Origin of the sequence: Pseudomonas solani, from assembly GCF_026072635.1 — a bacterium.
In the GTDB taxonomy this organism is placed as follows: Bacteria; Pseudomonadota; Gammaproteobacteria; order Pseudomonadales; family Pseudomonadaceae; genus Metapseudomonas; species Metapseudomonas solani.
The window spans coordinates 855,052-879,601 of sequence record NZ_AP023081.1 but is presented as its reverse complement, the minus strand read 5'-3'; the positions used below and the strand labels follow the sequence as shown (position 1 = coordinate 879,601).

General features: G+C 67.6%; 19 protein-coding genes. 8 read left to right on the top strand and 11 right to left on the bottom strand.

Features of this window, described 5'->3' with window-relative positions; all coding sequences use genetic code 11:
- Positions 1–128: 128 nt before the first annotated feature.
- Positions 129–1,811, bottom strand: a complete 1,683-nt coding sequence (locus PSm6_RS04150; protein WP_265169627.1) for a hypothetical protein — start codon at positions 1,809–1,811, stop codon at positions 129–131.
- A gap of 189 nt (positions 1,812–2,000) precedes the next feature.
- Here PSm6_RS04150 and PSm6_RS04145 point away from each other — a divergent pair, with 189 nt between their 5' ends.
- Positions 2,001–2,540, top strand: a complete 540-nt coding sequence (locus tag PSm6_RS04145; protein ID WP_021217192.1) for a YaeQ family protein — start codon at positions 2,001–2,003, stop codon at positions 2,538–2,540.
- An 88-nt stretch (positions 2,541–2,628) separates the two neighbouring features.
- A complete protein-coding gene (gene recJ, locus PSm6_RS04140) occupies positions 2,629–4,344 on the top strand; it encodes a single-stranded-DNA-specific exonuclease RecJ (RefSeq protein ID WP_265169626.1) in 1,716 nt (571 codons plus the stop codon).
- Between the two features lie 399 nt (positions 4,345–4,743).
- On the opposite strand, the gene PSm6_RS04135 is transcribed toward recJ, so the two are convergent.
- Positions 4,744–5,538 (bottom strand): SDR family NAD(P)-dependent oxidoreductase, encoded by a 795-nt coding sequence (locus PSm6_RS04135; RefSeq protein WP_265169624.1) that lies wholly within the window; start codon positions 5,536–5,538, stop codon positions 4,744–4,746.
- Positions 5,539–5,870: 332 nt separating this feature from the next.
- Here PSm6_RS04135 and PSm6_RS04130 point away from each other — a divergent pair, with 332 nt between their 5' ends.
- The 4 genes from PSm6_RS04130 (at position 5,871) to PSm6_RS04115 (ending at position 10,247) form a co-directional block, all read left to right on the top strand.
- Positions 5,871–7,244, top strand: coding sequence for a CSLREA domain-containing protein (locus PSm6_RS04130; protein ID WP_021217189.1), 1,374 nt, complete (start codon positions 5,871–5,873; stop codon positions 7,242–7,244).
- A 239-nt stretch (positions 7,245–7,483) separates the two neighbouring features.
- A complete protein-coding gene (locus tag PSm6_RS04125; RefSeq protein WP_443096607.1) occupies positions 7,484–9,019 on the top strand; it encodes a methyl-accepting chemotaxis protein in 1,536 nt (511 codons plus the stop codon).
- A gap of 290 nt (positions 9,020–9,309) precedes the next feature.
- On the top strand, positions 9,310–9,681 hold the full coding sequence (locus PSm6_RS04120; RefSeq protein WP_265169622.1) for a hypothetical protein: 372 nt from the start codon (positions 9,310–9,312) through the stop codon (positions 9,679–9,681).
- Positions 9,678–10,247, top strand: a complete 570-nt coding sequence (locus PSm6_RS04115; RefSeq protein WP_265169620.1) for a DUF4166 domain-containing protein — start codon at positions 9,678–9,680, stop codon at positions 10,245–10,247. The genes PSm6_RS04120 and PSm6_RS04115 overlap by 4 nt, the downstream gene beginning before the upstream one ends.
- Before the next feature lie 242 nt (positions 10,248–10,489).
- On the opposite strand, the gene PSm6_RS04110 is transcribed toward PSm6_RS04115, so the two are convergent.
- The 9 genes from PSm6_RS04110 to PSm6_RS04070 form a co-directional block, all read right to left on the bottom strand.
- Positions 10,490–12,352 (bottom strand): NAD(P)-binding protein, encoded by a 1,863-nt coding sequence (locus PSm6_RS04110; RefSeq protein WP_265169618.1) that lies wholly within the window; start codon positions 12,350–12,352, stop codon positions 10,490–10,492.
- Positions 12,353–12,420: 68 nt separating this feature from the next.
- Positions 12,421–12,897, bottom strand: a complete 477-nt coding sequence (locus PSm6_RS04105; RefSeq protein WP_043240261.1) for an ester cyclase — start codon at positions 12,895–12,897, stop codon at positions 12,421–12,423.
- 300 nt (positions 12,898–13,197) lie between these two features.
- Positions 13,198–14,622 (bottom strand): gamma-aminobutyraldehyde dehydrogenase, encoded by a 1,425-nt coding sequence (locus PSm6_RS04100; RefSeq protein ID WP_265169616.1) that lies wholly within the window; start codon positions 14,620–14,622, stop codon positions 13,198–13,200.
- A gap of 67 nt (positions 14,623–14,689) precedes the next feature.
- Entirely contained in the window at positions 14,690–15,496 is an 807-nt protein-coding gene (locus tag PSm6_RS04095) for an ABC transporter permease (RefSeq protein ID WP_021217182.1), read from the bottom strand.
- Positions 15,486–16,436: an ABC transporter permease gene (locus PSm6_RS04090; RefSeq protein WP_184487571.1), complete on the bottom strand. Its 951-nt coding sequence runs from the start codon at positions 16,434–16,436 to the stop codon at positions 15,486–15,488. The genes PSm6_RS04095 and PSm6_RS04090 overlap by 11 nt, the downstream gene beginning before the upstream one ends.
- Before the next feature lies 1 nt (position 16,437).
- Positions 16,438–17,466, bottom strand: a complete 1,029-nt coding sequence (locus PSm6_RS04085) for an ABC transporter ATP-binding protein (RefSeq protein ID WP_021217180.1) — start codon at positions 17,464–17,466, stop codon at positions 16,438–16,440.
- Positions 17,467–17,724: 258 nt separating this feature from the next.
- Complete coding sequence (gene ydcS / locus PSm6_RS04080) at positions 17,725–18,876, bottom strand: putative ABC transporter substrate-binding protein YdcS (protein WP_265169614.1); 1,152 nt, start codon at positions 18,874–18,876, stop codon at positions 17,725–17,727.
- Between the two features lie 77 nt (positions 18,877–18,953).
- Positions 18,954–20,459: a gamma-aminobutyraldehyde dehydrogenase gene (locus tag PSm6_RS04075; protein ID WP_081672052.1), complete on the bottom strand. Its 1,506-nt coding sequence runs from the start codon at positions 20,457–20,459 to the stop codon at positions 18,954–18,956.
- 104 nt (positions 20,460–20,563) lie between these two features.
- Positions 20,564–21,475 carry a LysR family transcriptional regulator gene (locus PSm6_RS04070; protein WP_021217177.1) on the bottom strand — a complete coding sequence of 304 codons (912 nt, stop codon included), beginning with the start codon at positions 21,473–21,475 and terminating at the stop codon, positions 20,564–20,566.
- A 314-nt stretch (positions 21,476–21,789) separates the two neighbouring features.
- On the opposite strand from PSm6_RS04070, the gene PSm6_RS04065 reads away from it, so the two are divergent.
- Together PSm6_RS04065 and PSm6_RS04060 are read left to right on the top strand one after the other, a co-directional pair.
- The gene (locus PSm6_RS04065; protein WP_021217176.1) at positions 21,790–22,509 is read left to right on the top strand and encodes a tellurite resistance TerB family protein; all 720 of its coding nucleotides are present in this window, start codon (positions 21,790–21,792) and stop codon (positions 22,507–22,509) included.
- A gap of 421 nt (positions 22,510–22,930) precedes the next feature.
- Positions 22,931–24,550 (top strand): methyl-accepting chemotaxis protein, encoded by a 1,620-nt coding sequence (locus tag PSm6_RS04060; protein ID WP_265169612.1) that lies wholly within the window; start codon positions 22,931–22,933, stop codon positions 24,548–24,550.

Here is a 24,550-nt window from a genome sequence, read left to right as displayed (position 1 = left end):
GGGGGTAAAAACGTCAGCGAGGCAGTCAGCGCAAGGCGAAGACAGGCCAGAAAAGCGCAGTTTACGTGCTGTAAATGAGCATTTTTTGGCCTGGCTTCAACGCTGCGATGGCAACGCAGCTAGTTTTTTCAAGTGCCCAGCGCGCCGTTGGCGAGGGCATCGAGCAGCTCTTGTTGCAGCTCATCCGCCCGTTGCGGCGCTTCCGGGCGCAGGCGTTCGATGGCCTGGCGCAGGCGGGCGAGGGGGTTCTCGGGGGCCATGAGGTTGCGCAGGTCGAGCAGGGCGATGGCTTGCGGGTAGCGCCCCTGGTCGATGTGCTGGCGCAGCAGCGTGGCGTCGAGGCCACGGCTGTCACCGTCCAGTTCCAGCAGGCGATCGCGCAGGGCGGTGGCTCGCTCCATCTGGTCGAGGGCGATGGCGGCTTCGGCCAGGGTTTCCAGGTACCAGGTGCGTTCGTCCGGGTCGTCGATTTCCTGCGCTTCCCAGAGCGCCACGGCCTTTTCCAGGGTCTCCAGGGCGGCATCCTGCAAGCCCAGCTGGTGCTGCAGGCGAGCCAGGTGGCAGGCCTGGTCCAACTGTTCATCCCAGTCCAGTTGCTGGCGCAGGGCGTCGAACTCCTCCAGGTCGGCGGTCATCCGTGCCGGGTCGCGGGCTTCCTCGCCCTGCAGCCGGCTGCGCAGGGCCAGCAGGCGCAGGCGTATCCAATCGGTCTCGTTATCCACGGCCTCCATGGCCTCCAGCCCCTGGTGCAGCAATGCTGCGCTCCAGGCCGGCTGGGCCTCGGTGCAGCGGCCGGCCAGCTCCAGGCGCAGCCAGGTGGCGTCGCTGCCGTCGAGGCCGCTGGCGCGCAGCAGGGCGTCGGCACGGGCGGTATCGGCATGGCCGGCGTGCCAGGCCATGAGGTCGGCCAGCAGCTCCAGGTGCATCTGTTCGGGAGCCAGGGCCAGCAGGCGTTCGGCCAGTTGCGGGCGCTCGCTGTCCAGGGCCAGACGCAGCAGCTCGTGCCAGTCGAGGGCATGCAGCGGCATGTCCGGGCGCGCCAGCAGCTCCAGGGCCTGGGCTTCGCGGTTGCTTGCCAGCAGCAGGGTGATGGCGTCGTTGGCCAGCAGCGCGTCGGGGGCGACGGCCAGCTCGGTGAACAGGTCGAGGCGTTCCTGGGCCAGGCATTCCCGCAGCAGGGCCTGGAAGTCGGCGGGCGCGTCCTGCACCGGGACGCTGAGCATGGCGCGGGCGCGCTCCAGGCTGCGGTCGGCGGCTTCGGGGCGCTCCAGCTGGCGTTGCAGGCCGGCCAGCAGCAGGTTCTGGCGGACGGACAGGGCCTGGCCCACCTGGCCTTCCTGGCCGGCGGTGACGCTGTCGAGCAACTGCTGCGCCTGGTCCCGGCGGCCGGCGGCGGCCATCAGCGGGATGCTCAGCAGGGGGGCTTCGGGCAGGGGGCTGGCGCTGGCTTCCAGCAGGTCGAGGGCGGCGAGGGCGCCCGTCTGTTCCAGCTGGTTCTCCAGCATCGCCTCCAGGGCGGACTGGCGATAGCCGGCCGTGAGTTCGGCCAGGGCGCCCAGCGCCAGGTCGCGGTCGCCGGCGAGCAATAGCGCCGGGGCTACCTGGTGCATGGCCAACTGGCGTGCCTCGCCGTCCAGGCGCTGCGCCAACTGGTGGCCCAGGTGCGGTTCGAGCAGGGTGAGCAAGGCTACCCGGTTGATCTGTGCGGCGCCCTCGGCGCTGACGCGGGGGGCGTGGGTGCGTCGGGCCGAGCGCCACAGCGCGATGGCCAGGAGTGCCACGATGCCAGCCACGATGATGAACGCTTCCATTGGCTTCCTTTCCTGAAGTGCGGACCGGGGCGGCTTATAAAGGGGCCCGGCCCGGGCTGGCAACCCCGAGTCGCGCGGGCTGGGAACCCGAGCGCATTTCCGGGTGCCGAACGGCCGGACGGCGCCCGGGCGCGGTGCCGGGTTTCGGGTTAGACTTGCCGCCTTTTCGCCTAACCAAGAAGCCCGCACATGGCCCTGCAAGCGACGCCCTACAAAGTCGACCTCAATCTCACCGACCTCGATCGCAGCGTCTACGAGAACCTGCGTTTCACCGTCGCCAAGCACCCCTCGGAAACCGAGGAACGCCTGGCCGTGCGCCTGATCGCCTACGCGCTCTGGTACCACGAGCAGCTGGCGTTCGGCCGCGGCCTGTCGGACGTCGACGAGCCGGCGCTGTGGGAGAAGAGCCTCGACGACCGCGTCCTGCACTGGATCGAAGTCGGCCAGCCGGATGCCGAACGCATCACCTGGTGCTCGCGTCGCACCGAACGCTTCAGCCTGGTGGCCTACGGCAACCTGCGCGTATGGCAGACCAAGGTGCTCGACGGTGTGCGCAGCCTGAAGAACATCAATGTGGTGGGGGTCGACCAGGAAGCCCTGGAGAACCTCGCCAAGGACATGCCGCGCGCCATCAACTGGAGCGTGATGATCAGTGACGGCGAGCTGTTCATCACCGACGAGCGTGGCCAGCACGAGATTCCCCTGGAGTGGCTGGCCGGCGAACGCTGACCGCTGTCCCACGCGGCCGCCGGCTCCGTCGCGCGGCCCCCTGTTCCACGGCGGGCCTCCCGCCCCGCAAGCCTGAAGACTGAGCCGCATGCGTATCGATCCCCGCCCGTTGCCCGCCACCCTGCCTGACCTCGGCGACCTGCCGCCCCTGCTGACCCGCCTCTACGCCGCCCGTGGCGTGCAGTCCGCCGCCGAGCTGGACAAGGGCCTGGCGCGGTTGATCCCCTACCAGCAGCTCAAGGGCATAGACGCGGCGGTGGAACTGCTGGTGCAGGCCCTGGAGCAGCGCCAGCGCATTCTCTATGTCGGCGACTTCGACGCCGACGGCGCCACCGCCAGTACCGTCGGCGTGCTCGGCCTGCGCATGCTCGGCGCGGCCCATGTCGATTACCTGGTGCCCAACCGCTTCGAATACGGCTACGGCCTGACCCCGGAGATCGTCGCCGTGGCCCTGGAGCGTCGCCCCGACCTGCTGGTGACCGTGGACAACGGCATCTCCAGCGTCGACGGCGTGGCCGCGGCCAAGGCGGCCGGGCTCAAGGTGCTGGTCACCGACCACCACCTGCCGGGCCCGGAATTGCCGGCGGCGGACGCCATCGTCAACCCCAACCAGCCGGGCTGCGAGTTCCCCAGCAAGGCCATGGCCGGCGTCGGCGTGATCTTCTACGTGCTGCTGGCCCTGCGCGCGCGCCTGCGCCAGCTGGACTGGTTCACCCGCACCGGCCGCCCGGACGCCAACCTCGCCGAGCTGCTCGACCTGGTGGCCCTGGGCAGCGTCGCCGACGTGGTGCCGCTGGATGCCAACAACCGCATCCTGGTGCACCAGGGCCTGGCACGCATCCGCGCCGGCCGTGCCCGCGCCGGCCTCAAGGCGGTGCTGGAAGTGGCCGGCCGCCCGGCGGCGCGGATCACCTCCACCGACCTCGGCTTCATCCTCGGCCCGCGCCTCAACGCCGCCGGCCGCCTGGACGACATGAGCCTGGGCATCGAATGCCTGCTCTGCGAGGACGAGGCCCTGGCCCGCGATATGGCGGTGCAGCTCGACCAGCTCAACCAGGACCGCAAGGCCATCGAGCAGGGCATGCAGCGCGAAGCCCTGGCGCAGCTCAAGGACCTGCCCCTGGAAGACCTGCCCTTCGGCCTCTGCCTGTTCGAGGCGGACTGGCACCAGGGGGTGATCGGCATCCTCGCCTCGCGCATGAAGGAGCGTTACCACCGCCCGACCATCGCCTTCGCCGACGCCGGCGAGGGCCTGCTCAAGGGCTCGGCGCGCTCGGTGCAGGGGTTCCATATCCGTGATGCCCTGGACGCCGTGGCCGCGCGCCACCCGGGACTGATCAGCAAGTTCGGCGGCCACGCCATGGCCGCCGGGCTGTCCCTGCCTGTGGAAAACTTCGGCGCCTTCGCCGCGGCCTTCGACGCCGAGGTGCGCCGCCAGCTGGATGAGGAAGACCTCACCGGCCGCCTGCTTTCCGACGGGCAGCTGAGCGTCCAGGAGTTCCACCTGGAACTGGCCCGCGCCCTGCGCCAGGCCGGCCCCTGGGGCCAGCATTTCCCCGAGCCGGTGTTCCACGGCATCTTCCAGGTGGTGCAGCAGCGCCTGGTGGGCGAGCGCCACCTCAAGCTGGTGCTGAAGACCGAATGCGGCTCGGTGCAGCTGGACGGCATCGCCTTCAACATCGACCGCGACCAATGGCCCAACCCCACCGTGCGCTGGGCGGAAGTGGCCTACAAGCTGGACGTCAACGAATACCGCGGGCAGGAGAGCGTGCAGCTGATGGTGGCGCACATCGCACCACGCTGATCGTCACCCCTGGCACGGTGATGACGGTTGTGTAGGGTGGATGACGCGTCATCCATCCACCGTGCGGGGTTTCGAGCGGCTGGTTGCGCATGGAGTGGGCGATGTTCCCCGTGCCACGTTCGACGCTGATCGCGCCGGCGGGTACAGGATGAGCAAGGGGGCGTAGGGTGGCGCTTCAGCCCACCGTTTCTCCGACCCCCAGCCATTTCGAAGTCCTGCCGAACTCCCGTGTCCCAGGCACAGCCGCGTGCCACGTTCGACGCCGCACGGTGGAGGTAAAAAGCGACCTCCACCCTACGCAGCGGTCATCTCCGCGCGTCAGCCCGGCAGTGCTGTAGGGGCGACTTCAGTCGCCAAGCGGCGCGCAGCGCCGCCGTTTCCGGGCCTTACCAGCAGTGTTCACTTGTACCGCGCCGCCGCGCTGCTGCGGGACATGTTCGGGCCGAGCTTGGTGCGGGCGCTGACCACGGCGGCCCAGTCGCCGGCGTCGGGCAGCGAGGGGATGGTGACCAGTTCGCCCTGGTCGAAGCCGGCCAGCGCGGCGTCCACCATCTCGCCGGCTTCCATGATCATGTTCGGGTCCAGGTGCGCGGCGTCGATGCCGGAGCGCTCCCAGATCTCGGTGCGGGTGATGCCCGGCAGCACGGCCTGCACCTGCACGCCCTTGGGTGCGATCTCGTGGTTCAGCGTCTGGGTCAGGCTCAGCACATAGGCCTTGGTGGCGCTGTAGGTGGCGTTGAACATCTCGGGGATCAGCGCGACCACCGAGGCGAGGTTGATGATCGCGCCTTCGCCGGCCTCGCCGAAGCGCTTGGCGGCGACCACCGAGAGGTGGGTGAGGGCGGTGACGTTGAGCTCGATCATCGAGTCGATCTGGTCCAGGTCGGCATCGACCAACTGGCCGTTCTGCGCCACCCCGGCGTTGTTCACCAGCACCTTGATGGCGGCATCGCTGGCCAGGCGCTGTTCCACCGCACGCAGGTCGGCGCGCTGGGTCAGGTCGGCCTTGAGGGTTTCCACCTTCACGCCGTATTCGCCGCCGAGGCGTTTGGCCAGTTCGTCGAGGCGTTTCTGGTCGCGGGCCACCAGCAGCAGGTCGAGGCCACGGCGGGCCAGGCGTTCGGCGTAGGTGGCGCCGATCCCGGAGGATGCGCCAGTGATCAGTGCGGTGCCCTTGAGATTGTGCGAGCTCATTGCGGTGTCTCCGGGAAGAGGGGGGGGGATGTTTATATGATGTGCGTAATTCACGATTTATATTATGACTATAATTTTAACTGTCAAGCACAGGATCAGAGTCATTCAAGCGGAGCGACGAAAGGATTCCAGGCCGCTGACCGCAAGCTGACGGGTGGCATGGCCGGTGGGCTCCGGGCTGATGAACGGCCGTGAACCGCGGCCGCGGTGGCCGGTCAATTGCCCCGTGGTCGCCAGGATGGCAGGACGCGGATGCGGGCCACGTCGACGCGGCAGCCGAGCAGGCCGCCGCTGCGTAGCCAATGACCGGCCCCCGCCGAAAGGAACTCGCCATGACCCAGCCCCGCACCCTCACCCGGCCGCGCCTGGCCACCTCGCTGATGCTCGCCTCCCTGCTCGCGCTGCCGACCCTGGGCATGGCGCGGGACTTCCAGGTCACCCGCACCGATGACGGCTTCGACGGCCTCTGCGATGCCGACTGCACGCTGCGCGACGCGGTGGAAGCCGCCAACCGCCTGGGTGGCAAGAACCGCATCGTCCTGCCCGCCGGCGTCTACGCCCTGACCCTGCCGCCGACCATGGGGGAGGAGGGCGAGATCCTCGACGAGGACCAGAACCTCAACGGTGACCTCGACGTGCGGGCCGACAACCTGACCCTGGTCGGTGCCGGCGTGGGTGCCAGCGTCATCGACGGTTCGGGCCTGGACCGCCTGCTGGAGATCGACCTCGGCGTCACCGTCCTGCTCCAGGACCTGACCCTGCGCAACGGCCACACCACCAGCAACGGCGGTGCCATCGAGAACTTCGGCTACCTGGTGGTGCGCCGTGTGGCCTTCCAGGACAACCGCGCCAGCTTCGGCTTCTACGATGGCGACGGCGGCGCGATCTCCAACCGCGGCACCCTGGAAGTCCACAGCTCGGTGTTCGAGCGCAACCGGGCCGACTTCGGCGACTCCGGCCGCGCCCTGGGCGGGGCCATCTTCAACGGCGGCCTGCTCACCCTGCGCGACAGCCTGTTCAGCGAGAACGTCACCAATGGCGACGACGTGGTCGCCCTCGGAGGGGCGCTGTTCAACACCGGCACCGCCGACGTGGCCCGCAGCGCCTTCCTCCATCACCGCGCCGACGGGCCCGGCGTGGTCATCCGCAATGACGGCAACGGCGTGCTCAGGCTGACCAACGTCACCGTCTCCGGGAAGAACGCCAACGGCGAGGGGGATTACGACGCCGTGGTTGCCAACGGCTCCGACTACCCGATGTTCGCCGGTACGCCGAGCCTGCAACTGGTCAACGTCACCATCGCCGACAACCTCACCCTCGGCCTGCTCAACCATGGCCGTCTGTCGGTTCGCAACAGCCTGATTGTCGGCAACGGCAACGAATCCATCGGCCCGGCCAACTGCGCCAATGGCGGTGATACGACGAGCTACCAGGCCAGTGGTCTGCTGCTGGGCACCGATACCGGCAACTGCACCGCCGACATCCAGGTGAACGATGCCGAGGCCTTCGCCCGGGTGCTCTACCCGCTCGCGGCCAACGGTTCCAGCCTGCCGACCCACGCCCTGCGCCCGCGCAGCCCGGCGGTGGACACCGGCGTCGGCTCCTGCACCCGGCAGGATCAGCGCGGTTCCATGCGGCCACGGGATGGCGATGGCGACGGCATGGCGCTGTGCGACCTGGGTGCCTATGAGCGGCCCAAGCCCTGAGGCACAGGCGGATTTTTTGCAAATTGTTTCAAACCTGACGCATCGATTGGAAAAAGCAATTTCAGGATCGGCCCGGTTCGGCTGATAAGACTGGAGCTGCAATCCGAATTGGCAGGGACGCTGGCGAGACCCCAACCCGCAGGTACTGCCATGTCCATACGATCCATCACCATCGCTTCGCGCGCTTCCCTGTGTTTCGCACTGATCACCCTGCTGGTGATCGTCCTCGGTGGTTTCTCATGGCAGCAGATGCATGTGCTGCGGGGGCTGAACAGGACATCGAGACCAACTGGCTACCCTCCATTCAGACCGCCAACGACATCCAGACCAGCCTGCTGCACGTCCGCCTGGAGAGCCTGCGGCTGCTGGCCAGCACCACCCCCGACGAACAGCGCAACGCGCTCGACCAGTTGCAGAGCGCGCGCCAGACCCTGACCGAGAAAAGCGAGCACTACCGCCGTAACATGATCACCAGTGCCGAAGAGCAGCGCGTGTTCGATGGCTCGGCGCAGGCCCTGCAGGCCTACATGGCGGGGTTGCAGAAGCTGATCGACCTGCAAGGCCGCGACCCCGCCCAGGCATTGCTCTGGGCCAACGGCGGCCAACGCGACCTGGCGACGACCTACCAGCAGCACGTGACCAAGCTGATCGACCTCAACGCCGCTGGCGTCAAGCGCTCGGGCGTTGCCGCCAGCGATGCCTACGACACCAGCATCAACATCGTCATCGGCTCGGTGCTGCTGGCCCTGGCGATGACCGTGGCCCTGGCCATGACCCTCACCCGCAGCATCGTGCGGCCCCTGGGCGACTCGCTGCGCTTCGCCGAATCCATCGCCAAGGGCGACCTGACCCGCACCGTCGAAGTCAGCGGCCAGGACGAGGCCACGCGCCTCAGCGAAGCCCTGCAGCGCATGCAGGAGAACCTGCGGCAGACCATCCGGCAGATTTCCGATTCCTCGATCCAGCTCGCCTCGGCGGCGGAGGAAATGACCACCGTCACCGAGCAGGGCAGCCTCACCCTGCAGCAGCAGAACTCCGAGATCGAGCAGGCCGCCGCAGCGGTCAACCAGATGACCGCCGCCGTGGAGGAAGTGGCCCGCAACGCCGCCTCGGCCTCTACCTCGGCGCGCCAGTCCAGCGAAGCGGCGAACCTGGGCAACCAGCGCGTGGCCGAAACCCTGGAGGCGATCCGCAGCCTCTCGGTGCAGGTGCAGGAAACCGAAGCCCAGGTGCAGGGCCTGGCCCAGCAGGCGGTGGACATCAGCCAGGTGCTCAACGTCATTCGTGCCATCGCCGAGCAGACCAACCTGCTGGCCCTCAACGCCGCCATCGAAGCGGCGCGGGCCGGCGAGCAGGGCCGTGGCTTCGCCGTGGTGGCCGACGAGGTGCGCGCCCTGGCCCATCGCACCCAGACCTCGACCCTGGAGATCGAGAAGATGATCGCCTCCATCCAGAACGGCACCGGCTCGGCGGTGCAGGCCATGCAGGCGAGCAACAGCCAGGCCCAGGCCACACGCCTGTCCGCCGACGAAGCCGGGCGCGCCTTGCAGGAAATCACCGAGGCGGTGGGCACCATCGACGAGCGCAACCTGCAGATCGCCACCGCCTCGGAGCAGCAGGCCCACGTCGCCCGCGAAGTGGATCGCAACCTGATGAGCATCCGCGACCTGTCGATCCAGAGCGCCGCCGGCGCCCACCAGACCACGGTCGCCAGCAGCGAAGTGGCGCGCCTGGCGGTGGACCTGAAAGGGCTGGTGGCACGCTTCAGCGTGTAAGGCGATTTCCGGGGCGACCGTAGGGGCGAACTCATTCGCCCAGCGGCGCCCCGCGCCGCCTCTCACGGTGGGAGCGAATTCATTCGCGAAACGCTTTACGGAGCGGTTTCACCATGGCCCCTCGCTGTGTTGGGCCTCGCTGCGCTTCAGCCCAGCGCTTCCCGGCATGGGAACCATCTCCCACTCCCACGGACGAACACCTGTAGGCCTCTGGACAAGCGGCCTGGCGGCGGCATAGCGTTGCCGGGCGCCGGGTTGGCGTGGTTTTCACAGCGTTCCAAGGAGTAATGGTGTTCGATCTTCTCAAGCCGATGTTGTACGTCCGGGTCTATCGCAACCGCATGCTGATCCGCGAGCTCGTGGCCCAGCGTGAGCAGGACGTGCATGCCACTTTCAGCACCGAGCGCTTGCTGGTGGGGCAGTTCAACGATGCCCGTGTCGCGCTGCGCCAGGCCATCAAGCTGATGCTGCGTGGCCAGTGGATGTCCATGGCGCCGACCATCCTCGTGCACCCCATGGAGATGATCGAAGGTGGCTTGTCCCAGGTGGAGGAGCGCATCTTCCATGAGCTCGGCGCCGGCATCGGCAGCCGCCGGGTGCGGGTGCATATCGGCGATGAGCTGAACGACGAGGCCGTGCGCCGCCAGTTGGCTGTGCGATGAGCGCGGAGCTGGTCGAGCGCTGGTTCGGCGCGGGCTTCGCCGGGCTGCACCCCTTGTTGCAGCAGCTGCACCGCCAGGGCGGGGTGCTCCAGGGCGAGGTGGAGCTGGCGACCGGCAGCGGTCTTGCCGGTTGGCTGGGTCGCCGGCTGGCGGCGAAGCTGGGGCTGCCCCTGGGGGCGCGACGGGTGCCCTTGCGGGTGGATATCCACAGCGACGAGGCGGGCCTGCACTGGAATCGGCGCTTCGCCGAATCCGCCACCCTGGTTTCCCTGTTCCGCCCCGTGGGGCACTGGCCGGATGGGCACTGGGAGGAAAGCACCGGTGCCTTGCGCCTGGCCCTGAAGGTAGACAGCCACGACGGCGGCTGGCGCTGGGTGCCGATTGCGGCCTGGGTGCGTGGCCTCCGTGTGCCGCTGTTCCTGTTGCCGCGTACCACTGCCTACAAGCGCATCGAAGACGGGCGTTACCACTTCTTCGTCGGCTTCTCCCTGCCGGGGTTGGGGACGTTGTTGTCCTATAGCGGTGGTTTGGAACTGGTGCCGGCGGTGGTGGCGGAGGCGGGGTGAAGTCCGATCGCGAATGAATTCGCTCCCACAGGAAGAGCGGCGACGCTGCGCGCCGCTTGGCGACTGAAGTCGCCCCTACAGATGCATCCCCACCGGAGGGGCTGACCGTTGTGTAGGGTGGAGGTCGCTGTTTACCTCCACCGGGCGAGGTCGAACCTGGCACCGCGTTATGCCTGAAATACCGCAGCCCCCATAAAAAAACGGGCTCCACCTGGGAGCCCGTCCTCTTCATCGGTTGACGATCAACCCAGCTCGCCCACCGCCCTCCAGGCTTCGTCGATGGCCGCGTGGGCGTAGGCGCTCCAGGCGGCGTCGGAGTTGGCGATGGTGACGTTGCCGACCTTGGTGCGGGCCAGGTTCATCAGCTTCTCGCTCTCGTCCTCATCGTCGAACAGGCTGTTGGCGAAGTAGGCGTAGCCGTGGGACCAGCGGTTCACGGTGATGCCGAGGATGTCCTTCTGGTGGTCGAAACCGACCGGGCCGAGCATGGCCTGGAGCTGGTCGCGGATGGCCTTTTCCATCTGCTCGAAGCTCATGGCGTAGAGCTTGGTGCGGCCGACCCGCGCCTGGGTGCGGGCGTCCATGCCCATGTTCGGGCTGGTGGGCACGTGGACCATGTGCAGGCCGATGGGCTGGTTCGGGTCGCGCGGGTGGCGGTAGCCGCCGATGTCCACCGGGTAGTCGAGCTTGACCCGGCTGTAGGGCTGGTTCGGCGCGTAGATCTCGTGCACGCCGAGCTTGCGGAAGCTCTGCCAGTTGCGGATCACCACCTTGGTGTACACCAGCGGGAACTTCACGTTCTGTGCCAGGGCGTGGGCCTGCTCGGCCGAGAGGTCGCGCAGGATGTAGGGGATGATCATGTTGTAGCAGGCCAGCACCGTGTGCTTGCCGCGCACGCGGTGCAGTTGGCCGCCACGGCTGTAGCCGACGTCCACGCCGCCATCGCGGTTGCGCACGCTGACCACGGTGCTGTTCAGGCGCAGGCGCACCGGGCTCCTGGCTTCGTCGAGCTTGGCGTAGTCGAAGTCGGCGAGGACGATGTCGTCCATGCCCTTGCCCGAGGCCACGGCCGGAATCAGGCCGCGCACCAGCAGGCGTGCCAGCGAGGCGTTGCCATCGGGGAAGTGGTAGATGTACGGCTCTTCCATCTCCGCCTTGGCTTCTTCGCTGACGGGGGAGAGGTCCATGGCGGCGAAGCCGGGGAAGCCCACCGAATAAGCGTCGGCGGCGGCCACGGCGTCGATGCTCAGGGCCGAGAAGTCGTTAGTGCGGGCGAGGAAGTAGCGGGTGGCCGCTTCGCTCAGGCCCACGTCCTTGCGCAGGAAATCCTGGTAGCTGGTCTTGGCCAGGTGCGCTTCCTTCTCCTCGCGGCTCTTGCCGGCGAGGTAGTCGCGGGGCGCCTCGTGCAGGTCGATCAACGCCTGGCGGTCGGCCTCGGGCAGCGGGAAGTCATTGATGAACGCACGCCAGCTGCGGGCGTTGAGTTTTTCCGGGGCGATGTCGTCGGCCACCATGGGCGTCGGGTCACCGGTCACCAGCTTGTCCTGGCCGAAGCCGGCCTTGTCGAAGAACACCCCGCGGGACAGGCCCAGGCCCGGGTAGAAGTCGCGGTCGAAGGCGGTCTCGAAACGGTCGATGTCCACGCCCAGCTGCTTGAGCAGGCCGTTGACCTCCTTGCTGTAGAGGCTCTTGGGCGACTGGAAGGCCTCGCTGCCGCCGTAGCCGAGGATCATCCGCCCACCGGCCTGGAATTCGTTGCGCTTGGCGTGGCCACCGAAGTCGTCGTGGTTCTCGACGATGAGCACCCGCGCCTGCGGGTTCTTCTGGCGGTAGAACCAGGCTGCGGCGAGGCCGCTGAGGCCGCCACCGACCACCACCAGGTCGTACTCCTCTTCGATCTTCAGGCCGTCGGTGTCGAACACCTTCTTCTCCCAGCCCATCTGGTGCGCCACCTCGAAGGCGCCGGGGTGGCTACCGCGCAGGCCGGTGAGGGCGGGCGGGTAGTAGCGGCCGGAGGGGGCGGCCTGGAGCAGCTGCAGCGGGGTGAGTCCGGCGCCGATGGCGAGGGCAGCGCCGTTGAGGAAGTCGCGGCGGGTGATGGTCATGGTGTACCTGCAAGGCGTTGTCGTTTTTTATGCATGGCGCCCGGGTCGTGCCGGGCGCCACGTCGGGCTTACCAGCCCAGTTGTTTATTGAAGCCCAGGGCGTCGTAGTAGTCGCCCTGGTAGGCGATCTTGCCGTCCTTGATGCGGACGAAACTCACCCCTTCGAACTTCAGGGGCTTGTTCGTTGCCGGGGTCTCCGCGCCCCAGGCACCGCTGTTGGTGCCGCTGAACTCCCACTGGAAGGCGATGCCGTCGGGCCCGACTATGGGCTCGCTGGTCATCCTCCACTTCAGGTCCGGCACCGCGCCGATGAACACCTTGATGACGTTGTCGCGGGCAGCGGCCTTGCCCTTCTGTGGCGTGCCGACGGTGGCGTCGAAGTACTCCGCATCCTCGGCGAGGAAGGTGGCGGCCTTGTCGGCATCGTGGGCATTCCAGGCAGCCATGTAGCCCTCGACTACGGACTTGGCATCGCCGGCGGCCTGGGCCAGGCCGGTGGCGGCGCACAGCAGGATGAAGCTGAAACTACGCAGGGTGGTTCGCATTTCGGTTCTCCTGGGGTTTGGGTGCAGCGGTTGTGAAGCAGAGCCGGTGGTGAGCAGGAACCTGTGGGAGCGAATTCATTCGCGAAAGCCGCGCAGCGGGCAGCCGATTACCTGCCGGCCCTGCGGGCCGGATCGCGAATGAATTCGCTCCCACGAAAAGCGTGCGGAACGCTGAGCGGCTGGGCGTCGTGAGCGACGGCCAGGCTAGGCGGAAGACGGCGAGAAAGCGGAATGTACGTTTGTACATGAGCATTTCGAGCCGGCTTCCAACAACGCCTGGCCTAGCGCAACAGCTCAGGGTCAATGTTTGAACATGACGTGGCGGATGGCGGTGTAATCCTCCAGTCCGTACATCGACATGTCCTTCCCGTAGCCCGACAGCTTCACGCCGCCGTGGGGCATTTCGCTGACCAGCATGAAGTGGGTGTTGACCCAGGTGCAGCCGTACTGCAGGCGTGCGGAGAGGCGGTGGGCGCGGCCGACGTCGGCGGTCCAGAGCGAGGAGGCCAGGCCGTAGTCGGAGTCGTTGGCCCAGGCCAGCACCTGCGCCTCGTCGTCGAAGGCGGTGACCGAGACCACCGGGCCGAAGACCTCGCGGCGGACGATCTCGTCGTCCTGCTGGGCGTCGGCGATCACGGTCGGCTCGAAGAAGAAGCCGGGGCCTTCGACCTTCTTGCCGCCGGTGACGATGCGGATGTGCGGCTGGGCGGCGGCGCGCTCGACGAAGCCGGCCACGCGCTCGCGGTGCTGTTCGGTGATCAGCGGGCCGAGCTCGGTGTCGGCGTCGTCCTGCAGGCCGTATTTGATGGTGGAGACGGCGGCGCCGAGCTTCTCGACGAACGTCTCGTAGATGCCCTTCTGCGCGTAGATGCGGCAGGCGGCGGTGCAATCCTGGCCGGCGTTGTAGAAGCCGAAGGTGCGGATGCCTTCCACGGCGGCGTCGATGTCGGCGTCGTCGAAGATGATCACCGGGGCCTTGCCGCCCAGTTCCATGTGCATGCGCTTAACGGTGTCGGCGGTGCCGGCGATGATGCGCGAGCCGGTGGCCACCGAGCCGGTGAGCGAGACCATGCGCACCTTGGGGTGGGTGGTCAGCGGTTCGCCGACGCTGGGGCCACGGCCGAAGACGATGTTGACCACGCCGGCGGGGAAGATCTCGGCCAGGTACTCGGCCAGCTTCAGGGCGGTCAGCGGGGTCTGCTCGGAGGGCTTGAGCACCACGGTGTTGCCGGCGGCCAGGGCCGGGCCGAGCTTCCACGCGGCCATCATCAGCGGGTAGTTCCAGGGGGCGATGGAAGCGACCACGCCCACCGGGTCGCGGCGGATCATCGAGGTGTGGCCGGGCAGGTATTCACCGGCGGCGGAACCGCTCATGCAGCGGCTGGCACCGGCGAAGAAGCGGAACACGTCGGCGACGGCGGGCAGCTCGTCGTTCAGCGCGGCGGCGTAGGGCTTGCCGCAGTTGTCCGACTCCAGGCGCGCCAGTTCCTCGGCGTCGGCGTCGATGCGGTCGGCGAGCTTGAGCAGCAGGGCGGAGCGGTCCTTGGGCGAGGTCTGCGACCAGGCGTCGAAGGCGGCGTCGGCGGCGCGCACGGCGGCGTCGACCTGGGCCTCGCTGGCTTCGGGGATGTCCACCAGGGTGGTGCCACGGGCGGGGTTGAGCACGGCTTGCGCGGCGCCTTCGCCGGCGACCAGTTGGCCGTTGATCAAGAGTTTGGTCTGCATGGTGAATCCTCCAGTCGGGGTTCGCTGATCCGGGTTGGAGCCCCCGCCACCCGGGCGGGGGCAGTTGTCATTTGCCGCTGCCGGCGACGCCTTCGCCACCCTTGGTCAGGTAGTAGGCGCCGAGGATCGGCAGCATGGTCACCAGCATCACCAGCATGGCGACGACGTTGGTCACCGGCACGTCGCGCGGGCGGCTGAGCTGGTTGAGCAGCCACAGCGGCAGGGTGCGTTCGTGGCCGGCGGTGAAGGTGGTGACGATGATCTCGTCGAAGGACAGGGCGAAGGCCAGCATGCCGCCTGCCAGCAGGGCCGAACCGAGGTTCGGCAGGATGATGTAGCGGAAGGTCTGCCAGCCGTCGGCGCCCAGGTCCATCGAGGCTTCGATGAGGCTGTGGGAGATGCGTCGGAAACGCGCGATCACGTTGTTGTGGACGATCACCACGCAGAAGGTCGCGTGGCCGATGATGATGGTCAGCAGCCCTGGTTCCAGGCCCAGGCTCTTGAACGCCGAGAGCAGCGCGATGCCGGTGATGATGCCGGGCAGGGCGATGGGCAGGATCAGCATCAGCGAGATGCTTTCCTTGCCGAAGAAGCTGCGCCGGTACAGCGCCGCCGAGGCCAGGGTGCCGAGCACCATGGCGATCAGCGTGGCGACGCAGGCGACCTGCAGCGACAGCTTGATCGACTCCAGCACGTCCTCGCGGGCGAAGGCCACGCTGAACCAGTGCAGGGTGAAGCCCTTGGGCGGGAAGCTGAAGGCCGCGTCCTCGGTGTTGAAGGCGTAGAGGAAGATGATCAGGATCGGGAAGTGCAGGAACACCAGCCCGCCCCAGGCGGCCGCTTTCAGGCCCCAGGATGCTTTCTCAGAGTGCATCGAATGCCCCCAGACGTTTGACGATGGAGAGGTAGACGGCGATCAGCACGATCGGCACCAGGGTGAAGGCGGCGGCCATGGGCATGTTGCCGATGGCGCCCTGCTGGGCGTAGACCATGCTGCCGATGAAGTAGCCGGGCGGGCCCACCAGCTGCGGCACGATGAAGTCGCCGAGGGTCAGGCTGAAGGTGAAGATCGAGCCGGCGGCGATGCCCGGGATCGACAGCGGCAGCACCACCTGGGTGAAGGTCTGGCGGGGCTTGGCGCCGAGGTCGGCGGAGGCCTGCAGCAGGTTCGGCGGCAGGCGCTCCAGGGACGCCTGGATCGGCAGGATCATGAACGGCAGCCAGATGTAGACGAACACCAGGAAGCGCCCCAGGTGCGAGGTGGACAGGGTGCTGCCGCCGACGCCGGGGATGCCGAGGATGAACTGCAGCACCGGCTCCAGGCCGAACTGCTGGACGAACCACTGGGCCACGCCGCCCTTGGCCAGCAGCAGGGTCCAGGCATAGGCCTTGACGATGTAGCTGGCCCACATGGGCATCATCACCGCGATGTAGAAGAACGCCTTGGTCTTGCCCGTGGTGTAGCGCGCCATGTAGTAGGCGATGGGGAAGGCCAGCAGGCCGGCACCGATCGACACCGCCACGGCCATGGTCAGGGTGCGCTGGATGATGTCGAAGTTGGCGGCCTGGAACAGCGCCGAGAAATTCGCCAGGGTCAGGTCCGTGGACACCGCCATGGTGAAGTCATCGAAGGTGTAGAAGCCCTGCCACAAGAGGCTCAGCAACGAGCCCAGGTAGATGGCACCGAACCACAGCAGCGGCGGGATCAGCAGCATCGACAGGTACAGCGTCGGCCGGCGGTAGAGCAGGTTGGACAGGCGCCGCATGGCCCCGTTGGGGGCGGCCTGTGCCTGGGCGGTCAGGGTCGCGCTCATGTCACACGCCCTCGCTCAGCTGCACCATGGCCTCGCGGGCCCAGCGCACGGTGATGCGTTCGCCGGGCTGGAACGACGGCGCGGCGGCCTGCCACTGGTTGTTGGCCTGGCTGATGCACAGGTTCTGGCCGTTATCCAGGCGCAGCTCGTAGCGGGTGGCGGCGCCCTGGTACTGGATGTCGTGGAGCAGGCCACTGATCTGCACCTCGCCGGCCAGGGCCGCCTCGGCCGTGGCGAAGCGGATGTGCTCGGGGCGGATGGAGAAGGGCTGTTCGTTGCCGGTCAGCTCCTTCGCCACGGCGCCGCGCAGCACGTTGGAGGTGCCGACGAACTCGGCGACGAAGGGCGTGGCCGGCTGCATGTAGAGGTTGCGCGGGGTGTCCACCTGCTCGATGCGGCCCTTGTTGAACACCGCCACGCGGTCGGACATCGACAGCGCTTCGCTCTGGTCGTGGGTGACGAAGATGAAGGTGATGCCCAGCTGGCGCTGTAGCTTCTTCAGCTCGCTCTGCATCTGCTCGCGCAGCTTCAGGTCCAGCGCGCCGAGGGGCTCGTCCAGCAGCAGCACGCGGGGGCGGTTGACCAGGGCACGGGCCAGGGCCACGCGCTGGCGCTGGCCACCGGAAAGCTGCGCCGGCTTGCGGTCGCCGTAGCCGGCCAGGGCCACCATGCCCAGGGCCTCTTCGGCGCGGTTCAGGCGCTCGGACTTGCCCACGCCCTTGACCTTCAGGCCATAGGCGACGTTGTCGCGCACGTTCATGTGGGGGAACAGCGCGTAGTCCTGGAACACGGTATTGACGTCGCGCTGGTAGGGCGGCAGGCCGGCGGCCTCCTCGCCATGGATGCGGATGGAACCCGAGCTGGGCTGCTCGAAGCCGGCGATCAGGCGCAGGCAGGTGGTCTTGCCGGAACCGGATGGGCCGAGCATGGAAAAGAACTCGCCGTCCTGGATATCGATGGATACCCGGTCGACGGCCTTCACCTCGCCGAAGAGACGGGAAACCTGGGTGAACTGGACTGCAAGCGTCATGGTGCGGTGCTCCGGTAAAACGAAAGGGTGCAGGTGTGGCGAAACGGTCCCCCGCCCGCAGGCGAGGGGAAATCTTCAGGTACTGCCTTGGAACCGGCCTCCCGTCTCCCGCAGGGAGAGGGGAGGGTGCTCAGGTACTGGACTGAGCCGAGCGAGCGGCCCGAGGGCGAGGCGCCCCGCAGCGAGACGCGAGACATACCTGCTGGTAGGCGAGCGTCGAGCGAGGACGCAACGACGCCCTCGGGTCGCGCAGCCGGCTCAGCGGCCGCCCATGATGGCGATGTAGTCCTGGGTCCAGCGGCTATAGGGCACGAACTTCCCGCCCTGTGCCTGCGGAGTCTTCCAGAAGGCGATCTTGTCGAACTGGTCGAAGCCGTTGGTGGCGCAGCCTTCGGCACCGAGCAGCTCGCTGGCCTTGCAGCCGGCGGGGACAGCGGGGAGGGAGCCGAACCAGGCGGCGACGTCACCCTGAACCTTAGGTTCCAGGGACCAGTTCATCCACTTGTAGGCGCAGTTCGGGTGCTTGGCCTCGGCGTGCAGCATGGTGGTGTCGGCCCAGCCGGTGGCGCCTTCCTTGGGTACCACGGAGGCGATCGGCTGCTTCTCCAGCTGCAGGGCGTTGACCTGGTACGGCCAGGCGCTGGAGGCGACCACGCCTTCGTTCTTGAAGTCGCTCATCTGCACCGTGGTGTCGTGCCAGTAGCGGTGGATCAGTGCGTGCTGCTTGCGCAGCAGGTCGAGCACGGCGCTGTACTGCTCTTCGTTCAGCTCGTAGGGGTCCTGGATGCCCAGGGTCGGCTGGGTGGCCTTCAGGTAGAGGGCGGCGTCGGCGATGTAGATCGGGCCGTCGTAGGCCTGCACGCGGCCTTTGTTGGCCTTGCCGTCGGGCAGGTCCTGGGCTTCGAAGATGGTCGCCCAACTGGTGGGCGCTTCCTTGAAGGTGTTGGTGTTGTACATCAGCACGTTCGGGCCCCACTGGTAGGGCGAGCCGTAGTGCTGGCCGTCCACCGTGTACCAGGGTGCGTCCTTCAGGCGCTCGTCGAGGTTCTTCCAGTTGGGGATCAGCGCGGTGTTGATCGGCTGCACGCGCTTGCCGTAGATCAGGCGCAGCGAGGCGTCGCCGGAGGCGGTGACCAGGTCGTAGCCGCCCTTGGCCATGAGGCTGACCATCTCGTCGGAGGTGGCGGCGGTCTTGACGTTGACCTTGCAGCCGCTGTCCTGCTCGAACTGGCTGACCCAGTCGTAGTTCTTGTCGGTCTGGCCGCGTTCGATGTAGCCGGGCCAGGCGATGATGTCGAGCTGGCCTTCGCCAGTGCCGACTTGTTTCAGGGGCTCGGCGGCCTGCAGGCTGGCGCTGGCCAGCAGGGCGGTGGAGAGCGCACTGAGCAGAGCGGTTTTGCGCGCGGACATTGATGTTCCCTCTTGTTGACTAGTTATTGGTCGGGGCAGTTGAACGTCGTTTCGCGGGCCTTCCGGCCTTTGTTGTTTTAGAAGTCCTGGCCGTGGCGCGCCATGATGTGGCGCACCACGCTGTAGTCCTGCAACGAGTCGCTGGACAGGTCCTTGCCATAGCCGGAGCGCTTCAGCCCGCCGTGGGGCATCTCGCTGGCCAGGGTGAAATGGGTGTTGATCCAGGTGCAGCCGTACTGCAGGCGGTTGGCCAGCTGGAAGGCCTTGTCGAGGTTCTGCGTCCACACCGAGGAGGCCAGGCCGTACTCGGAGTCGTTGGCCCAGTCCAGCGCCTGGTCGAGCTGGTCGAAGCGGGTCACGGTCACCACCGGGCCGAACACTTCGCGCTGGACGATCTCATCGCCCTGCTTGCAGCCGGCCAGCAGGGTGGGCTGGTAGTAGAAGCCGGCGCCGGAATGCACGGCGGCACCGGTGACGCGCTCGATGTGCGGCTGGCCGAGGGCGCGCTCGACGAAGCTGGCCACGCGGTCGCGCTGGCGCGAGCTGATCAGCGGGCCGATCTCGTTGTCCTGGTCGCGCTTGCGAGCGAAGCGCAGGCTGGAAACAGCGTCGCCCAGTTCACTGACGAGGCGGTCATGGATGCCGGCCTGGGCATAGATGCGGCAGGCGGCGGTGCAGTCCTGCCCGGCGTTGTAGTAGCCGTAGGCGCGCACGCCCTGGACCACGGCCTCGAGGTCGGCGTCGTTGCAGACGATCACCGGTGCCTTGCCGCCCAGCTCCAGGTGGGTGCGCTTGAGGGTGCGGGCGGCGGTCTGGAGGATCTTCTGCCCGGTGACGATATCGCCGGTGAGCGACACCATGCGCACCTTGGGGTGGCTGACCAGGTGGCTGCCGACGCCTTCGCCGCCGCCGGAGACGATGTTGATCACCCCGGCCGGGAGGATTTCCGCCAGGGCGGGGGCCAGGGCCAGGATCGACAGCGGGGTGTGTTCGGAGGGCTTGAACACCAGGGTGTTGCCGGCCGCCAGCGCCGGGGCGATCTTCCAGGCGGCCATCATCAGGGGGTAGTTCCAGGGCGCGATGGAGGCGACCACGCCCACCGGGTCGCGGCGCACCATGCTGGTGTGGCCAGGCACGTACTCGCCGGCGAGCTGGCCTTGCTGGCAGCGCACGGCGCCGGCGAAGAAGCGGAACACGTCGGCGGTGGCGGGAATGTCGTCCTGGCGCGCCAGGTGCAGCGGCTTGCCGCAGTTCAACGATTCCAGGCGGGCCAGGTGCTCGGCATTGGCCTCCACCGCGTCGGCGATGGCCAGCAGGGCGGCGGCGCGCTGCGCGGGCGTGGTGCGGGACCAGCCGGCGAAGGCCTTGTGCGCGGCGAAGACGGCGGCTTCCACCTGCTCGATGGAGGCTTCGGCGATGGTGATCAGGGTTTCCCCGGTGGCGGGGTTGAGGATGGGCTCGGCCAGGCCTTCACCGATGGCCAACTGGCCGTCGATCAGCAAATGGGAATGCAGGGTGGGCGTGCTCGCAGTGCCGGCCATCTTCGGGGCTCTTTTCTTCCTGGGTTTTTGTTCTTCAGTCATTCCAGTGCTCCTGGCGGCGCCCGGCATGACTCTGTTTATAGGGCACAGAGCCTAGTGGGCGGGCTTGAGGTCGACAAATTCTAAATATTGAAAGCAGCGTTCGATTAAATCGAAGGCTTGCGGGCGTTCGGCTGTTCGCGGGCCAGGGTGAGGAAGGGGTCCACCAGCGCCGGTCGCGCGGTGCCGCGACGCCAGGCCAGGCCCACGTCCAGCGGCTCGCCCAGGTCCACCAGCGGGCGCGCTTCGATGATGTCGCCCTCCAGGGACCAGGGGCGGTAGGTCATGTCCGGCTGGATGGACAGGCCGAGCCCCGCCGCCACCAGGCTGCGCACCGCTTCCACCGAGGCAGTGCGCAGGGTCACCTGGGGCGTGAGCCCGGCGCGGGACCAGATGCGCTGGGTGTGCAGGCCCATCTCGTCGGCGTTGAGCTGGATCAGCGGCTCGCCGGCGACGTCCGCCAGGCTGATGCTGTCGTGCTCCAGCAGTGGGTGCTGGGCCGGCAGCCAGAGGCGGTGGGGCGAGTGGGTGAGCACCTCGGTCTGCAGGGCGTGGCGGTCTTCCAGGTTGGAGAGGATCAGCACGCCGACATCGATCTCGCCGCTGACCAGCAAGTGCTCGATGTAGGGGCGTTCGTCCTCCACCACGCGGGTCTTCACGTTGGGGTAGGCGCGCTGGAAGCGGGTGATCAGGTCGGCCAGGTAGTAGCCGGCCACCAGGCTGGTCACGCCGATGGTGAGGCTGCCGGCCACCTGGTCGGTGCTCTGCTGCAGGCTGCGCTTGGCGTTGTCCACCGTAGCCAGGATCAGGTGCGCCTGGCGCAGGAACTGGTGGCCCTGGTGGGTCAGGGACATGCCCTTGGCGTGGCGGTTGAACAGGCTGACGCCGATCTCCTCCTCCAGCTGCTGGATGGCCAGGGTCAGGGTGGACTGGGAGATGAACACCGCCTGGGCGGCGGCGGAGATGGAGCCCGTCTCGGCGACGGCGATGAAGTGGCGGATCTGGCGCAGGGTCATCATGGGGCGGTATTCCGCAGGTGGAAATGCTGCGGGACAGTATGGTTTATCGAAAATCGAGCGGGTGATTCTTTTTTATCGAATGCTTGGTATGCCTGGCTGGCGGCTTTGTAGGGTGGGCCGGGCGGCGCTCCGCTCCAGCCCACCAGCAAGACACCGCGTGGGCTGAAGCCCACCCTACGGACTCGCCCTCGCGGCTGCGCAAGGCTTCTGGCGCAGCGGCAATATCCCGAAGCAATCCGGCGCTCACGGGCTTGGAAACTCGGCGGCTAGAGTGCAGTCCATTGCTCGACTTACCTACCAATAAGGAGGTTGTGATGAACACCCGTGGATTGCTCGATCAACTGCTCAAATCCGGCCAGGACCTGCTGCAGCAGAAAGCCGGCGGCAAGTCCGGCGGTTTCTCCGGTGGCGGTTCCGCTGGCTCCGGTGGCTTGGGCGGCAACCTCGGCAGCCTGCTCGGCGGCGCCGGTGGTGGTGCCCTGGCGGCTGGCGCGCTGGGCCTGCTGCTGGGCAACAAGAGCGCCCGCAAGCTGGGCGGCAAGGCGCTGACCTATGGCGGCCTGGCCGCGCTCGGCGTGCTGGCCTACAAGGCCTATGGCAACTGGCAGGCCAAGCAGGCCGGGGCGCCCCAGGGCGAGCCGCAGACCCTCGACCGCCTGCCCGCGCCCCAGGCCGAGCAGCACAGCCAGGCCATCCTCAAGGCGCTGGTGGCGGCGGCCAAGGCGGACGGCCATGTCGACGCCCGCGAGCGCCAGTTGATCGAAGGCGAGCTGGGCAAGCTGACCCAGGACGCCGAGCTGCAGTCCTGGCTGGAGCTGGAACTGAACAAGCCGCTGGACCCGGCCGACGTCGCCCGCGCCGCGCGCACCCCGGAGATGGCCGCCGAGATGTACCTCGCCAGCGTGCTGATGGTGGATGAGGAGCACTTCATGGAGCGCGCCTACCTGGACGAGCTGGCCCGCCAGCTCAAGCTCGACCCCGCGCTCAAGACCGAGCTGGAAGGGCAGGTGCGCCAGGAATTGCAGGTCAGCTAGGTCCCTGCAGAGGTGCCTGCACGTCCGATCGCGAATGAACTGGCTCCTGCAGGGCGCCGCTGTGCGCCGTTGGGCGACTGAAGTCGCCCCTGCAGCGCCCGGCGTGTGGGCATGACCGCTGCGTAGGGTGGAGGTCGCCCTTGACCTCCTCCAGGCGGAGCCGGGCCCTGACACCCATGATGGGCTTCGCGGTGCTCGCCGAATGGCGATGGCCTTGCTCGGCTGTGGCACCGCCCATTCCCCCAACACGCCCGGCACGATTTCTCGTTTCTGCCAGACTTCCAGGCGGGCCCGCCAAAGAGCTGGCGCCCCGTTGCGCTTTGCCTTGCAAGGGGGTGGGGCGAGTCTCTAGAGTCGCCGCTTTGTGACGCGTGCGACATTCGGCGCGGTAAATGACAGGGTTTGGCAAACGGGGGTCTACGTGAAGAACTGGTCGGTACGACTGCGCATCCAGGCGAGTTTCGCCATCATCATCGCGATCATGCTGCTGATGGCCGTCACCTCCTATGTGCGCTTGTTCACGGTGCAGAAGGGGGCGGAGCGCCTGGCGGAGGACGCCATGCCCGGCATGTTCCTCATCACCCAGGTACGCAGTGCCTGGACCGATGTGTTCATCCAGACCCTGGAGCGTTTAGGCGCCTCGGACCAGCCGCTGGAGAAGGTCGACCTGGACAACCTGCGCCTGCTCGACGAACGGCTCAATGGTGTGCTGGCCGACTACCGCAAGACCGTCCGCGACGATAACGACCTGGCGCTCCTGGAAAATTTCAACCAGAGCCGCAAGCGCTATGACGCGATCCTTTCCACGGTCATCGAGTTGCACCAGCAGAAGCGACTGGGCGAAGCCCGCTCGCTGCTCACCGGTGACCTCACCAAGCTGTGGAACGAAGGACGCAATGGCCTGACCGAACTCATCAGCTACAACCGCAAGACCGCCGAGGGGGCGACCGGCGACATTGTCGACGCCGCGCGTAATGCCGAGCTGAGCATGATCGTCTCGGTGTTCCTGGCCATCGCTGCCGCCTTCGTCTGTGGCGCGCTGTTGGTGCGGGCCATCACCGAGCCGGTACAGCGCGTGGTGCAGAACCTCCAGGCGCTTGCCTCGGGCGATCTCACCGCGCGCCTGCACCTGGGGCGCAAGGACGAGTTCGATTCCATCGAAACCGGCTTCAACAGCATGGCCGATGAGCTGAAGACCCTGGTGTCCCAGGCCCAACGCTCCTCGGTGCAGGTCACCACCTCGGTCACCGAGATCGCCGCCACCACCCGCCAGCAGCAGGCCACCGCCACCGAAACCGCGGCCACCACCACCGAGATCGGCGCCACCTCGCGGGAAATCGCCGCCACCTCGCGGGACCTGGTGCGCACCATGACCGAGGTTTCCGGCGCCGCCGAGCAGACTTCCACCCTGGCCGGCTCCGGCCAGTTGGGCCTGGCGCGCATGGAAGACACCATGCGCCAGGTGATGGGCGCCGCCGACCTGGTCAACGCCAAGCTGGCGATCCTCAACGAGAAGGCCGGCAACATCAACCAGGTGGTCACCACCATCGTCAAGGTCGCCGACCAGACCAACCTGCTGTCCCTCAATGCCGCCATCGAGGCGGAGAAGGCCGGCGAGTACGGCCGCGGGTTCGCCGTGGTCGCCACCGAAGTGCGCCGCCTGGCGGACCAGACGGCCGTGGCCACCTATGACATCGAGCAGATGGTGCGCGAGATCCAGTCCGCGGTGTCCGCCGGTGTCATGGGCATGGACAAGTTTTCCGAGGAGGTGCGTCGCGGCATGTCCGAAGTCGGCCAGGTCGGCGAGCAGCTGTCGCAGATCATCCAGCAGGTGCAGGCCCTGGCGCCCCGCGTGCAGATGGTCAACGAAGGCATGCAGGCGCAGTCCACCGGTGCCGAGCAGATCAACCAGGCCCTGGTGCAACTGGGCGAAGCCACCGGGCAGACGGTGGAATCGTTGCGCCAGGCCAGCTCCGCGATCGATGAGCTCAACCATGTCGCCCAGGGTCTGCGGGCCGGCGTCAGCCGCTTCAAGGTCTGA

Coding starts and splice junctions, on each gene's coding strand:
- PSm6_RS04075 (WP_081672052.1), bottom strand. CDS start 20,459: ATGACTGAAGAACAAAAACCCAGGAAGAAAAGAGCCCCGAAGATGGCC.
- PSm6_RS04150 (WP_265169627.1), bottom strand. CDS start 1,811: ATGGAAGCGTTCATCATCGTGGCTGGCATCGTGGCACTCCTGGCCATC.
- PSm6_RS04115 (WP_265169620.1), top strand. CDS start 9,678: ATGAGCGCGGAGCTGGTCGAGCGCTGGTTCGGCGCGGGCTTCGCCGGG.
- PSm6_RS04130 (WP_021217189.1), top strand. CDS start 5,871: ATGACCCAGCCCCGCACCCTCACCCGGCCGCGCCTGGCCACCTCGCTG.
- recJ (WP_265169626.1), top strand. CDS start 2,629: ATGCGTATCGATCCCCGCCCGTTGCCCGCCACCCTGCCTGACCTCGGC.
- PSm6_RS04100 (WP_265169616.1), bottom strand. CDS start 14,622: ATGCAGACCAAACTCTTGATCAACGGCCAACTGGTCGCCGGCGAAGGC.
- PSm6_RS04065 (WP_021217176.1), top strand. CDS start 21,790: ATGAACACCCGTGGATTGCTCGATCAACTGCTCAAATCCGGCCAGGAC.
- PSm6_RS04095 (WP_021217182.1), bottom strand. CDS start 15,496: ATGCACTCTGAGAAAGCATCCTGGGGCCTGAAAGCGGCCGCCTGGGGC.
- PSm6_RS04135 (WP_265169624.1), bottom strand. CDS start 5,538: ATGAGCTCGCACAATCTCAAGGGCACCGCACTGATCACTGGCGCATCC.
- ydcS (WP_265169614.1), bottom strand. CDS start 18,876: ATGTCCGCGCGCAAAACCGCTCTGCTCAGTGCGCTCTCCACCGCCCTG.
- PSm6_RS04125 (WP_443096607.1), top strand. CDS start 7,484: ATGGCAGCAGATGCATGTGCTGCGGGGGCTGAACAGGACATCGAGACC.
- PSm6_RS04145 (WP_021217192.1), top strand. CDS start 2,001: ATGGCCCTGCAAGCGACGCCCTACAAAGTCGACCTCAATCTCACCGAC.
- PSm6_RS04070 (WP_021217177.1), bottom strand. CDS start 21,475: ATGATGACCCTGCGCCAGATCCGCCACTTCATCGCCGTCGCCGAGACG.
- PSm6_RS04110 (WP_265169618.1), bottom strand. CDS start 12,352: ATGACCATCACCCGCCGCGACTTCCTCAACGGCGCTGCCCTCGCCATC.
- PSm6_RS04085 (WP_021217180.1), bottom strand. CDS start 17,466: ATGACGCTTGCAGTCCAGTTCACCCAGGTTTCCCGTCTCTTCGGCGAG.
- PSm6_RS04105 (WP_043240261.1), bottom strand. CDS start 12,897: ATGCGAACCACCCTGCGTAGTTTCAGCTTCATCCTGCTGTGCGCCGCC.
- PSm6_RS04090 (WP_184487571.1), bottom strand. CDS start 16,436: ATGAGCGCGACCCTGACCGCCCAGGCACAGGCCGCCCCCAACGGGGCC.